The sequence below is a fragment of the Streptomyces sp. SCPE 10 genome (assembly GCF_051980735.1).
GTDB classification, from domain to species: domain Bacteria; phylum Actinomycetota; class Actinomycetes; order Streptomycetales; family Streptomycetaceae; genus Streptomyces; species Streptomyces misionensis.
On the sequence record NZ_CP197069.1, the window covers coordinates 6115474 to 6128463 of the forward strand.

Genomic DNA, 12990 nt, shown 5'->3' on the forward strand with positions numbered 1-12990 from the left:
GGTACGTCCCATGGCGCCCCCAGGCCTCCGAATTAGACGCCGGGTGATCGGGAGGGCAGCGGGGAGAAGACGAAGGAGAACTCGGCCGGCTCCGGGCGCAGGTGGTGGCGGGGCAGGGGGCCGGGGCCGCAGGACTGGGAGCCGATGCCGTGCTGGGCGTGGTCGAGGTTGACCCAGACGGTGTCACCGGGCACCAGGTCGGTGCGGTGGGCGGCGGCGTCCAGTTGCTCGGTGGTCCAGCGGCGGGTGGTGAGGAGGAAGAGGGGCTCGCCCTCGACGCGCAGACCGCCCAGCTCGGCCCAGCGGACGTCGATGCGGGCGCCGTTCTCCTGGGGGCGGACGTAGGGCGTCTGCATACCGTCCACAGTCGACTGCCAACGGCCGACGGCGGCCGCCATCCTGGTGTCCGGATACGCCTCGCCGGGTCCGCCGCCGAACCACCGCACACGGTCGATCCCGTTCAGCCACACCCGGGCGCAGGACTCCACCCCCTCGAACCGCAGCACCGCCTCGCCGTCGGAGCGGTCCGGCCAGTCGGGCGGCAGATCGAAGACCCGCAGATGGTCGCCGGTCGGATTCTCGGTCGGCACCCGCGGCGGATGCACCGGGAACGGGTAGCGGTGGTTCGTGTAGACGGGAGAACCATGGCCCTGGAGGACCCAGTGGCCCGGCACCGCGATCCGCGCCCACCCGTCCGCGTCGAACCCCTCGCGCGCGAAGGAGTCGTCCTCGGCACCGGCCGCCGGTGACGGCCGGAAGAGCCAATCCCCGTTCAGCGAAAGGGGGGTGGCGTCCGAGGACGCGTACCAGGCGCGGGGCGGCAGCGTCCAGGAGCCGGGGGAGACGTCCTCGACGTAGTCGACGGTGGTACGGAGGGGGGTCTCCGATCTGGTGCCACACGAGGACGGACGGGTGGGTCAGGCGGGAGGGATCGTCAGGCGTCGAGCAGATCGGCGACGAAGGCGTTGGTGAACTTGCCGGCCGGGTCGAGCGTGCGGACGAGGGCCCGGAAGTCGTCGAGCCGCGCATACCGTCCGCGAAGCGCCGCCGACGGTATACCGAATACCTTTCCCCAGTGCGGGCGCGGATCGAACGGCTCCAGCGCCTCCTCCAGCCGGCGCACCACGGGCTGCACGGCCGCCTCGTCCCGCACCCAGGTGAAGTGGAGCGCGACCGAGTCGCGGGCATGGGCCGGGCTGAGCCACTGGGGATCGGCGGCGACCGTGCGCACTTCGCAGATCTGCAGAACACCGGCGACGGTATGCCGTATCCGGTCGATCGCATACAGCGCATCGACGGCCGCCGACCGCGGCAGCAGGTACTCCGACTGCATCTCCTCACCGCTGCTTGGCGTGAACTCCGCCCGGAAGTGCGGCAGTCGCTCGTGCCACGGCCCCGGCACCCCCAACTGCTCGGTGCAGTTCTCCGCCGGCATCCCCGGCACCGGATGCATGGCCCCCACCGCCGGTGCCGCCTCGGGGAAGTCACCCGCCGGCCGGTCGGTGCGCGCCTTGAGCCACACCTGCCGGAAACCGGGCTCCCGCCAGTCCGTGAACAGGCTCACGCTGTACGCCGACCCCGCCACCACCTCGAAGTCCAGGCCGTCCAGCGGCAGTTCGGTGAACACCCGCTGCTCCACCTCGAATGCCGGTTCGAGGTCGAGCGTGAGCGCGGTGACGACACCCAGCGCGCCCAGCGAGGTCACGGCGCCGTCGAAGCGGGCGTCGCCCCGCCCGATCGCCACCGTCGTACCGTCCGCGACGACCAGCTCCACCTCGCGCACCGCCGACGCCAGCGGAGGATTGGCCACCCCCGAGCCATGCGTGCCGGTCGCCACCGAACCGGCCACCGAGATGTGCGGCAGCGAGGCCATGTTGGGCAGGGCCAGACCACGGGCGTGCACCGCGCGGGCCAGCTCGGCGTAGCGGACCCCGCCCGACACCCGGACCGTCCGCGCGGCCGAGTCCACCTCGATCACCGGCGGCAGCTGGGCGGCCGACAGCAGCACGCCGTCCGGACCGGGATCGGCGATGCGGTTGAAGGAGTGCCCGCTGCCCAGCACCCGCACCTTCGTAGCGCCGGCCACCAGGGCGCGCAACGCGTCGAGCGTGCGGGGGCGCTGGTACTCCTTCGCATTGTAGGTGATGGTGTGTGCCCAGTTGGTCACCATTTCGCTCATATCGCCGTTCCTTCCACAGGGGCGCGGGTCCGTTGACCCTCTCGTCCGCCGCGACCTACGGTAGAGATCGCTTGCCGTCCGCGCCTCACCGACCGGAAGGTCCGCCCTTGACCGAGCGCCCGCAGGCTGTGTTCGCCATGGCGGCCGAGAACGTCCCGCACCTCTTCCCGCCCGAGCTGCTCACCCGGCTGCGCGCCTGCGTGGACATCGACCCGGCGCTCGTCGCGCGCGACCTCACCGAGCCGCGGCTGCGCGAGGCCCTCGCCCGCGCCGAGATCCTCATCACCGGCTGGGGCTGCCCCCGCCTCGACGCGGCCGCCCTGGACGCCGTCCCGAAGCTGCGCGCCGTGCTGCACGCGGCCGGCTCGGTCAAGGGCTTCACCACCGCCGAGGTGTGGCGGCGCGGCATCGTCGTCTCCTCGGCGGCCGCCGCCAACGCCCTGCCCGTGGCCGAGTACACGCTCGCCATGATCCTGCTCACCGGCAAGGACGTCTTCGCCTTCCGCCGGCTACTGCGCACCCGGCGCGACTTCCCGTACGGCGACGTCATCCCCGGCATCGGCAACCACGGCCGCCGGGTGGGTGTCGTCGGCGCCTCCCGTGTCGGACGCCGACTGATCGAACTGCTGCGCCCGTACGACCTCGCGGTCACGCTCACCGACCCGCACGTCGACGCCGCGGAGGCCGCCCGGCTCGGAGTGCCGCTGCTGCCCCTGGACGAGCTGCTGCGCACCTCGGACGTCGTCACGCTGCACGCCCCCGCGACGCCCGAGACGCGCCACCTGATCGGCGCCCGTGAACTCGCCCTGATGCCCACCGGGGCGGTGCTCGTCAACACCGCGCGCGGCACCCTGGTCGACCACGACGCGCTCGCCGAGGAACTGCGCACGGGCCGGCTCGCCGCCGTCCTGGACGTCACCGACCCCGAGCCGCTGCCCGCCGACTCGCCGCTGTTCGACCTGCCCAACGCGTTCATCACCCCGCACCTGGCGGGCTCCCAGGGGAACGAGGTGTCCCGGCTGGGCCGGACGGTGGTCGAGGAGGCCGGCCGGCTGTCGGCAGGCGACGGGCTTCTGTATGCGGTCGACCCCACGGCGCTCGACCGACTGGCCTGAGGCGCCCGTATACCGGATGCGGTACGCGGTATACCGCATTTGGTATGCCGTACCCCGTATTTTGCACGCCCCGCATCGCATCCGGTATGCCGCACATCGCACGTTGTATGCCATATGCGCCGCTCCCACCGCCCCTCCGCCACCCCACCCCCACCCCCTCCCGGACACGTCACCCGGACCCGCCACGGATTCCCCGGACCCGGGGGCATACGGTGTGGGAAGTACGCCTGAGCCGGGAGGAGACATACGGATGGGCAGTCGCACCGCGCTGGTCGAAGATCTGATGGAGCGGTTCCCGCAAGTGCCGCGGGAAGCCGTCTTCAAGGAGGACCTGCTCCGGGGCGGTGTCGCCTTCGACAAATCCGCCCTCAGCGACAACGAGGACGGCGACGTCAAGCCGAAGTCGTACTTCATCTTCTCCTTCGACCACGGCACCCTGCCCGAGCTGGGCGAGGCGGCGCTGCGCCGGCCCCCGGAGGAGATCATCCTCACGGGCGGCCCGTACGACCTGCGCCGTACGGTCGTCTCCGTACGGGTGAACCCCGCCTCCCCCTACCGGGTGGCCGCCGACGAGGAGGGGCTGCTCGGCCTCTACCTGGACGGCAAGCGCATCGCCGACGTCGGCGTGCCGCCGATGCCCGAGTACTACCGGCACACCCTCTCCAACGGGAAGTCCGTCATGGAGGTCGCCCCCACCATCCAGTGGGGCTACCTGATCTACCTGACCGTCTTCCGGGTCTGCCAGTACTTCGGCGCCAAGGAGGAGTGCCAGTACTGCGACATCAACCACAACTGGCGCCAGCACAAGGCGGCGGGGCGGCCGTACACGGGCGTGAAGGACGTCGAGGAGGTCCTCGAGGCCCTGGAGATCATCGACCGGTACGACACCCAGAAGGCGTCCACCGCGTACACCCTCACCGGTGGCGCGATCACCAAGACGGTCGCCGGGCGTGACGAGGCCGACTTCTACGGCCACTACGCCAAGGCCATCGAGGAGCGCTTCCCCGGCCGCTGGATCGGCAAGGTGGTGGCGCAGGCGCTGCCCAAGGCGGACGTGCAGCGGTTCAAGGACTACGGGGTGCAGATCTACCACCCCAACTTCGAGGTGTGGGACCGCCGGCTGTTCGAGCTGTACTGCCCCGGCAAGGAGCGCTACGTCGGCCGCGACGAGTGGCACAAGCGGATCCTCGACTCCGCCGAGGTGTTCGGGCCGCGCAATGTGATCCCCAACTTCGTGGCGGGCGTGGAGATGGCCGAGCCGTTCGGCTTCACCACCGTGGACGAGGCCATCGCCTCCACCACCGAGGGGCTGCGGTTCTTTATGTCGCACGGGATCACGCCCCGCTTCACCACCTGGTGCCCCGAGCCCACCACCCCGCTCGGCAAGGCCAACCCGCAGGGCGCGCCGCTGGAGTACCACATCCGGCTGCTCCAGGCCTACCGCCAGACCATGGACGACTTCGGCCTGTCCTCCCCGCCCGGCTACGGCCCGCCCGGACCCGGCCGCGCGGTCTTCTCGGTCAGCTCCTTCATGGACAGCCTGCCCGCGGAGGAGCCGGTCGAGGCCTGAACAGGCCGGGGCCAGAGCCGCCACTCTGTGTGACCGGAAGCGTACGGGCCGCTTGTCAGCGATGCCCGGTGCGTGAAAGGCTCGGGGGAGTGCCGCGAGGTTCCAACCAACTCCGTCGTTCCTGTGGTGAGTTGACCTCGCCCGTGGATGCAGGAGTTCCATGCCCGACCTGCCGACCCCTCAGGGAGCCGAGGCCGCGCTGTTCTCGGAGGCCTGGGACGCGGTGCTCTCGTACGCCGACCTGTGCACCTCCGGGTCGGCCACGGCCCACCGGCTGGCCACCGAGGCGTTCACGCGCGGCATGCGCGAGGTCCGTGCCGCCGCCCGCACCCATGTGCGCGGCGCGGGCCGCCGCACCCCGCGGCTGCCGACGATCCCGGCCCTGCTCACCGCCGTCCGCGCCACCGCGGCCGGTTGGCAGGCCGAGGGGCAGGGCCACCGGCTCGACCCCGGCCTGAGCGAGTGGCTGGAGTCCGCCGAGGCGGCCCGCCACCTGGGCCCGCCCCGCGAACGCCCCGCCGCGCTGCGCGCCCTGCGCGACCTGGCCGAGGCCGACGCGGCGCTGCTGTGGCTGGCGGAGGTGGAGGCGCTGCCGCTGCCCGCGGCCGCCCGCCGGCTCGGCCTGGAGCCGGCCACCGTTTCGGGTGAACTCGAACGCGTGCGCGCCCTGTTCCGGGACCGCTGCCGCCATGTCCACGGCGCCGGCGGGGAGGACGGCAGGTGCTGGGTCTGCGCCCGCGCGCCGGGTGCCGCCGCCCGCGCCGGTTCTCCCGGGCACCCGTCCGCCTGCCCCCACTGCACCGGTGCCGGCCCCGCCGCCCGGACCCAGGGCGCCGCGCTGGCCCCCGTCCTCGCCGGTGGAGTGATCGGCTGGGGCTCCCTCGCCTACCTGGAGCGGCGCCGACGGGCCAGCGAGGTGCGGCAGGGCACCGGGCGGCCCGTCGAGGCCGTGGACGGCGGCGAACCCGACGAGCGCGCGGGGCTCGGCCGGCTGCTGCGGGGCGGCGGCCTGTTCGCCACCGCGGTGCTGCTGTCGGCGCTGGCGCTGGCCGCCTCGTTGATGCCGTACGGCGGTTCCGGCACGGACTCCTTCGCCGCGCGCGACGACACCGCCGCCACCCGCGACGACGGCCCGGCTCCCGACGACACCGGGGCCCCGGGCGAGAAGGCGCCCCTCGACCACGGCCGGGTCCAGGCCACCCCGGGCGGCCGCCCGGCCACCGCCGCCCCCTCGCCCACCCCGACCGCGACCCTGACCCGCACGCCCGCCACCGGCACCCGCGACGCCAGCCGTACGACACCCCGCCCCGCCCCCGACACGGCCCCCGACACGGTGCCCCCCGGCGTCTCCTCCCCGGCCCGCCGCCCCGGCGGCACCCGACCGGCCGCCGCGGCTCCCACCCCCACGGCCACCCCACCGCCCTCCTGCCGGGTCGGCTACGACCTGGTCAGCCAGTGGACCGGCGGATTCCAGGCCACGGTCACCGTCACCGCCGAGCGGGCCCTCGCCGGGTGGCGGGTCGACTGGTCCTTCCCCGACGGCCAGCAGGTCACCCGGATGTGGGGCGCCACCGCCCGCCAGTCCGGCGCCCGCGTCACCGCCACCGCCGCCGACTACGACCGGGCCGTCCCCGCCCGCACCGCCGTCTCCTTCGGCTTCACCGGCACCTGGGCGGCCGCCAACCGCGCCCCCGGCGGGTTCGCCCTCAACGGCGCGCCCTGCACCACCGGCTGACGCGCGGTCGCACCGGACGGCGCCGCGCGAAAAACGCGTTGACGCGGCCCCCCGCACCCGGGCTACTGTCCTCCCACACGCCGAGGTGGCGTGCGCGAGCGCGAGCGAGGACGAGGAGGTGCCGACGATGGCTGTCACCGTGCCGGGCGCTGCCCACATCCAGGAACACCTCATCTCCACCTCCGTGGCCACCGGCTGATCCGAGCGGGTCGAAGGCGTCGACCGCCGCTGCCCGGGGCCGCCCTTCGAAGGGTTTCCCTTGTCTTCCACCTCTGCTGTGCACTCCGCCCTGGCTCCCTACGGCTGGGACGACGACTGGGCCGACGCGTTCGCCCCCCACGCGGCCGAAGGACTGCTGCCCGGACGGGTCGTACGGGTCGACCGCGGGCAGTGCGACGTCGTCACCGCCGACGGCGTCGTCCGCGCCGACACTGCCTTCGTCACCCCGCACGACCCCCTGCGGGTCGTGTGCACCGGCGACTGGGTCGCCGTCGAAGCGGGCGGCAACCCCCGGTACGTCCGGACGTACCTGCCGCGCCGTACCGCCTTCGTGCGGTCCACCTCCTCCAAGCGGTCCGACGGGCAGATCCTCGCGGCCAACGTCGACCACGCCGTGGTCGCGGTGTCCCTCGCCGTCAAACTCGACCTCGGCCGGGTCGAACGGTTCCTCGCCCTCGCCTGGGAGTCCGGCGCCCAGCCCGTGGTCGTCCTCACCAAGACCGACCTGGTGGCCGATCCGGTCTCCCTCGCGCACCTGGTGCAGGACGTCGAGCACAGCGCGCCCGGCGTGCCGGTGCTCGGCGTCAGCGCCCACACCGGCGACGGTCTCGACGTCCTGCGCGCGCTGATCGGCTCCGGGACGACCGTGCTGCTCGGCCAGTCCGGCGCGGGCAAGTCCACCCTGGCCAACGCGCTCGTCGGCGAGGACGTGATGGACGTCCGGGCCGCCCGGGACGTCGACGGCAAGGGACGGCACACCACGACCACCCGCAACCTGCTCGCGCTGCCCGGCGGGGGCGTCCTCATCGACACGCCCGGGCTGCGCGGGGTCGGCCTGTACGACGCCGAGAGCGGGGTCGGGCAGGTGTTCGCCGAGATCGAGGAGCTGGCCGGGCGGTGCCGCTTCCACGACTGCGCCCACGAGAGCGAGCCGGGCTGCGCCGTGCTCGCCGCGGTGGACAGCGGTGAACTCGCGGTGCGCAGGCTGGACAGTTACCGCAAACTCGTCCGTGAGAACCAGTGGATCGTCGCCAAGACCGACGCCCGCGTCCGTGCCGAGCTGAGGCGGGAATGGAAGCGCAGGGGCGCCGAGGGCAAGGCGGCGATGGACGCGAAGCGGGGCCGCTGGAGCTGACCCGTATCCCCCACCCCGGCAGGTCGAACCGTGTCCTCTTCATTGGTGAATGTTAGAAATGCATCATGAAGAGGCGTTTCGGCCTGTTTCAGGGGTGGGACGCTTCCGTCCCGGCCGGATCCTCCCCGGCCGGCGCAGGCCCCGGCCGGTCCTGGTGGCGGCCACCCGGTGTCCGTACGGTCGCCGGACAGATGTTCCTCCTCCAGCTGGTCATCCTGCTGCTGTTCGGCGCCGTGGCCGGCACCACCCTGGTGCTCCAGGCCCGGGGGGCCGGACTGAACGAGGCACGGCACCGCACGCTCGCCACCGCCGTCAGCTTCGCCGACTCCCCGGGCACCCTCGACGCGATGCGCTCCCCGGACCCCACGGCGGTGCTGCAGCCCCGCGCCGAGGCGATCCGCAAGGCCACCGGCGTCGACTACGTGGTCGCGTTCAACCCGGCCGGGATCCGCTGGACGCACCCCGTCCCGCAGCTGATCGGCAAACACGTCATCGGTTCCTTCGAGGAGCCGCTGCGCGGACACCCGCGGACCGTCACCGCCGACACCCCCGTGGGCGTGGCCGTGGACTCCACCGCCCCCGTCCTCGACGCCCACCACACGGTCGTCGGACTCGTCTCCGTCGGCATCACCACCCGCAGCATCGAGGCGCAGGTCGCCCGGCAGCTGCCGCTGCTGCTCGCGGCCGGCTGCGGCGCGCTGCTGCTGGCGACGACCGGGGTGGTGCTGGTGAACCGCCGGCTGCGGCGGCAGACCCGCGGCCTGGAACCGGCCGAGCTGCGGAGGATGTACGACCACCACGACGCCGTACTGCACGCCGCCCGCGAGGGCGTGCTCATCGTCGCGGCCGACGGCACGCTGCTGCTCGCCAACGACGAGGCGCTGCGCCTGCTGAGCCTGCCCGCGGACGCCGAGGGCAGGCAGCTGGCCGACCTCGGGCTCGCGCCGTCCCTCGCCGAGCTGCTGACCGCGGGACGGCCGGTCACCGACGAGGTGTGCGAGGCCGGCGACCGGCTGCTCGCGGTGAGCGTCCGGCCCACCACGGCCCACGACTGCGCGCCCTCCAGCGTCGTCACCCTGCTCGACACCACCGAACTGCGGGCCGTCGCCGACCGCGCGGCCGTGGCCCAGCGGCGGCTGCGGCTGCTGTACGACGCCATGAGCAGGATCGGCACCACCCTCGACGTGCGGCGCACGGCCGAGGAGCTGACCCGGTTCACCGTCCCCCGGTTCGCCGAGTACGCCTGCGTGGACCTGCTCGACTCGATCCTGCGCGGCGGCGAGCCCGAGGGCACCACGATGCGCCGTACGGCCCTCACCGCCGTCGACTCCGACCATCCGCTGTACCCGGTCGGCTCGCTCACGGACTTCGCCTCCCAGACCCCGCAGGCGATCGGCATGGGCACCGGCGTGCCGGTCCTGGAGCCGGACCTGAGCCGCGGCACCGGATGGCAGCAGTACGACCCCGCCAACGCCTCCCGGATCCTCGCCCACGGCATCCACTCGATGCTCGTGGTGCCGGTGCGGGCGCGCGGCGTCCTGATGGGCGTGGCCAGTTTCTGGCGTTCCGCGGACACCGAGCCGTTCGAACAGGAGGACATGGCGGTCGCCGAGGAACTGGTCGCCCGGGCCGCGGTCGCCATCGACAACGCCCGCCGCTACACCCGCGAGCACACCACCGCCGTCACCCTCCAGCGCAGCCTGCTGCCGCGCGGCGTCCCCGACCAGTCGGCGCTCGACGTGGCCTACCGGTACCTGCCGGCGCAGGCCGGGGTGGGCGGCGACTGGTTCGACGTCATCCAGCTGCCCGGCGCGCGGGTGGCGCTGGTCGTCGGCGACGTCGTCGGGCACGGGCTGCACGCGGCGGCCACCATGGGCCGGCTGCGCACCGCCGTGCACAACTTCTCCGCCCTCGACCTCAGCCCCGACGAACTCCTCGTCCACCTGGACGAACTGGTCAGCCGCATCGACAGCGACGAACGGGGGGACGGGACCGCGGGGGACGGGCGGGACGCGGTCGCGGACGTCACCGGCGCCACCTGCCTGTACGCGCTGTACGACCCGGTCGCCGGGCGGGCCACCATCGCCCGGGCCGGCCACCCCGGGCCCGCCCTGCTGCTGCCCGACGGCACCGCCGCCTTCCCCGACGTACCGGTCTCCCCACCGCTGGGCCTCGGCGACGGCATGCCGGTGGAGACACTGGAACTGGAACTGCCGGAGGGCTCCCAGCTGGTGCTGTACACCGACGGGCTGCTGGAGGACCGCCGCCGGGACCTCGACACCGGACTCGAACTGCTGCGCGACACACTGGCCGAGTCGGCGGGCCGCGCCCCGGAGGCCGTCTGCACAGCCATCCTGGATGCGGTGCTGCCCGCCCCGACCATCGACGACGTCGCCCTGCTGGTGGCCCGCACCCGGCTGCTGGGCCCCGAGCACGTCGCCGAGTGGGACGTGCCCCGCGACCCGGCGGCCGTCGCCCCCGTCCGCGCCGAGTGCGCCGCCACCCTGGACGCCTGGGGTCTCGGGAACGCCGGGTACACCGCCGAGCTGATCCTCAGCGAGCTGATCACCAACGCGGTCCGCTACGGCGCCCCGCCCATCCGGGTCCGGCTGCTGCACGACCGCGGGCTGATCTGCGAGGTCGCCGACGGCAGCAGTACCGCGCCGCACCCGCGGCGGGCGGCGGCCACCGACGAGGGCGGGCGGGGGCTGTTCCTCGTCGCCCAGCTCGCCACCCGCTGGGGCACCCGCTACACGGCGCGCGGCAAGGTGATCTGGGCCGAGCTGTCCCCGCAGGAGGAGGGCCCCGCAGGGGCCGCCGGCGCGGACGCGGACACCACCGAGGACATCCTGGACCAGTGGGAGAGCATCTGACCCCGTAGTCGGCACCCGTGGCCGGACCCCGCAGCTGGGTGTCCGTTTTCCGCCAGCCGGTTCGTCCGGGCGGGGCCCACACTGGAACCCGTGATGGACGAGGACAGCAGGTACGAGGCGGTGCGCAGCCGGGACGGACGGTTCGACGGGGCGTTCTTCTTCGCCGTCGAGACGACCGGGATCTACTGCCGGCCCAGCTGCCCCGCGGTGACGCCCAAGCGGCGCAACGTGCGGTTCTTCCCGACGGCCGCCGCGGCCCAGCGCTCCGGGTTCCGGGCCTGCCGGCGCTGCCGGCCGGACGCGGTGCCGGGCTCGGCGGAGTGGAACGTGCGCGCGGACGTCGTCGGCCGGGCCATGCGGCTGATCGCCGACGGCGTGGTGGACCGCGAGGGCGTCGCCGGGCTCGCGGCCCGCCTCGGCTACAGCGCCCGGCAGGTGCAGCGGCAGCTCACCGCCGAGCTGGGCGCCGGGCCGGTGGCGCTGGCCCGCGCACAGCGGGCGCACACCGCGCGGGTGCTGCTCCAGACCACGGAACTCCCGGTCACCGAGATTGCGTTCGCGGCCGGGTTCGCCAGCGTGCGCCAGTTCAACGACACCGTCCGCGAGGTGTACGCGGCAACGCCGACCGAGGTACGGGCCGCCGCCCCGCGCGGCAGCGGGGCCCGCCGGGCCGCCGCGGGCACCGGCATCCCGCTGCGCCTCGCCCACCGGGGCCCGTACCAGGCCGCCGCCGTCTTCGACCAGCTCGCCCGGGAGGCGGTGGCGGGCGTCGAGGAGGTCACGGGCCGCCGCGGTGCCCGCACCTACCGGCGCACCCTGCGGCTGCCGTACGGCACCGGAATCGCCGCCGTCGCCGAACGCACCCGGACACCGCGCCCGGGTGCCGGCACGCATCCCGGCGGCTGGCTGGACGCCCGTGTGCACCTCACCGATCCGCGGGACCTGACCACCGCCGTGCAGCGGCTGCGGCGGCTGTTCGACCTGGACGCCGACCCCTACGCGGTGGACGAACGGCTCGCCGCCGACCCCCGCCTCGCCCCCTTGGTCGCCGCCCGTCCCGGGCTGCGCGCACCCGGCGCCGTGGACCCCCTGGAAGTCGCCGTACGCGCCCTGGCCGGCCCCGCGGGCGCCGCGCGGCTGGTCCAGCGCCACGGCAAGACCCTCGACGCCCCGAGCGGCACGCTCACCCACCTCTTCCCGGAACCGGCCGCCCTCGCCGAGGCGGCCGGCGGCACCGGCGCCCCGCTGGCCGCGCTCGCCGCCGCCCTCGCCGACGGCGCCCTCCGTCTGGACCCGGGCGCCGACCGGGACGACGCCCGGCGGGCACTGCTCGCCCTGCCCGGGATGGACCCGGACGCGGCAGCCGTCCTGTGCGCCCGCGCCCTCGGCGACCCCGACGTGGCCCCGCCCGGCGTCCAGGTGCCCGACGCCTGGCGGCCCTGGCGCACCTATGCCGTCCAACACCTTTACGTCGCAGGAGAGTTGAAACGATGACCACCGCCGGATGCTTCACCCGTCTCGACACGCCCCTCGGCCGGCTGCTGCTCACCGCCGACCCGGACGGGGCGCTCACCTCCCTGCGCTGCGCGGGGGAGCCCCCGGACGGACTGCGGGAGGATCCGGGGCCGTTCCGCGCCGCGCGCGAACAGCTCGACGCCTACTTCGCCGGTGAACTCCGGGAGTTCCGGCTGCCGTTGCGGGCCGAGGGCACCGAGTTCCGGCGGCGGGTGTGGGACGCGATGGACGAGGTGCCGTACGGCACCACCGTCACCTACGGCCTGCTCGCCGCCCGGATCGGCGCGCCCCGGGCGGCCGTTCGCGCCGTCGGCGGGGCGCTCGGCGCCAACCCCCTGCTGATCGTGCGCCCCTGCCACCGGGTGATCGGCGCCGACGGCTCCCTGACCGGCTACGCGGGCGGCCTCGACCGCAAGGTGCGACTGCTGACCCTGGAGGGGGCCCTGGCGGCGCCGCGAGGGAACTGACGGACGCGGCGGCGCGGCCCGAGGAGCGGCCCGGCCGCCTCGGTTTCGGCTGACCACCCCGCGGGACCGACCCGCCCGCCCCGCCGGGCCGTTGCGCCGACCGGGTGGAAACGGGACGGAGCTGCGGGCGCGGCGGCGCCGGGCTGTGGCACGGTCGCCTCCGGCGGATCCCGGGGAAGGGC

9 protein-coding genes are annotated in these 12990 nt (G+C 74.4%); 7 read left to right on the plus strand and 2 right to left on the minus strand.

The genetic code is table 11. The features are described 5' to 3' along the window. Positions 1–32: 32 nt before the first annotated feature. Both ACSP97_RS28080 and ACSP97_RS28085 read right to left on the minus strand, forming a co-directional pair. Positions 33–824: a sugar-binding domain-containing protein gene (locus ACSP97_RS28080; RefSeq protein ID WP_440558487.1), complete on the minus strand. Its 792-nt coding sequence runs from the start codon at positions 822–824 to the stop codon at positions 33–35. Positions 825–934: 110 nt separating this feature from the next. After that, the gene (locus ACSP97_RS28085; RefSeq protein WP_440554845.1) at positions 935–2179 is read right to left on the minus strand and encodes an FAD-binding protein; all 1245 of its coding nucleotides are present in this window, start codon (positions 2177–2179) and stop codon (positions 935–937) included. A gap of 107 nt (positions 2180–2286) precedes the next feature. On the opposite strand from ACSP97_RS28085, the gene ACSP97_RS28090 reads away from it, so the two are divergent. The 7 genes from ACSP97_RS28090 (at position 2287) to ACSP97_RS28120 (ending at position 12808) form a co-directional block, all read left to right on the plus strand. After that, the gene (locus ACSP97_RS28090; protein WP_440554847.1) at positions 2287–3294 is read left to right on the plus strand and encodes a hydroxyacid dehydrogenase; all 1008 of its coding nucleotides are present in this window, start codon (positions 2287–2289) and stop codon (positions 3292–3294) included. Between the two features lie 250 nt (positions 3295–3544). Next, entirely contained in the window at positions 3545–4864 is a 1320-nt protein-coding gene (locus ACSP97_RS28095) for a radical SAM protein (RefSeq protein WP_355532262.1), read from the plus strand. A gap of 160 nt (positions 4865–5024) precedes the next feature. Beyond that, positions 5025–6599: a cellulose binding domain-containing protein gene (locus ACSP97_RS28100; RefSeq protein ID WP_355148232.1), complete on the plus strand. Its 1575-nt coding sequence runs from the start codon at positions 5025–5027 to the stop codon at positions 6597–6599. Between the two features lie 259 nt (positions 6600–6858). Beyond that, positions 6859–7953, plus strand: a complete 1095-nt coding sequence (rsgA, locus tag ACSP97_RS28105; protein WP_440554850.1) for a ribosome small subunit-dependent GTPase A — start codon at positions 6859–6861, stop codon at positions 7951–7953. A 191-nt stretch (positions 7954–8144) separates the two neighbouring features. After that, positions 8145–10826 carry a SpoIIE family protein phosphatase gene (locus ACSP97_RS28110; RefSeq protein WP_440554852.1) on the plus strand — a complete coding sequence of 894 codons (2682 nt, stop codon included), beginning with the start codon at positions 8145–8147 and terminating at the stop codon, positions 10824–10826. Between the two features lie 93 nt (positions 10827–10919). Beyond that, on the plus strand, positions 10920–12320 hold the full coding sequence (locus ACSP97_RS28115; RefSeq protein ID WP_440558488.1) for an AlkA N-terminal domain-containing protein: 1401 nt from the start codon (positions 10920–10922) through the stop codon (positions 12318–12320). Next, entirely contained in the window at positions 12317–12808 is a 492-nt protein-coding gene (locus tag ACSP97_RS28120) for a methylated-DNA--[protein]-cysteine S-methyltransferase (RefSeq protein WP_355322494.1), read from the plus strand. The genes ACSP97_RS28115 and ACSP97_RS28120 overlap by 4 nt, the downstream gene beginning before the upstream one ends. Positions 12809–12990 lie beyond the last annotated feature (182 nt).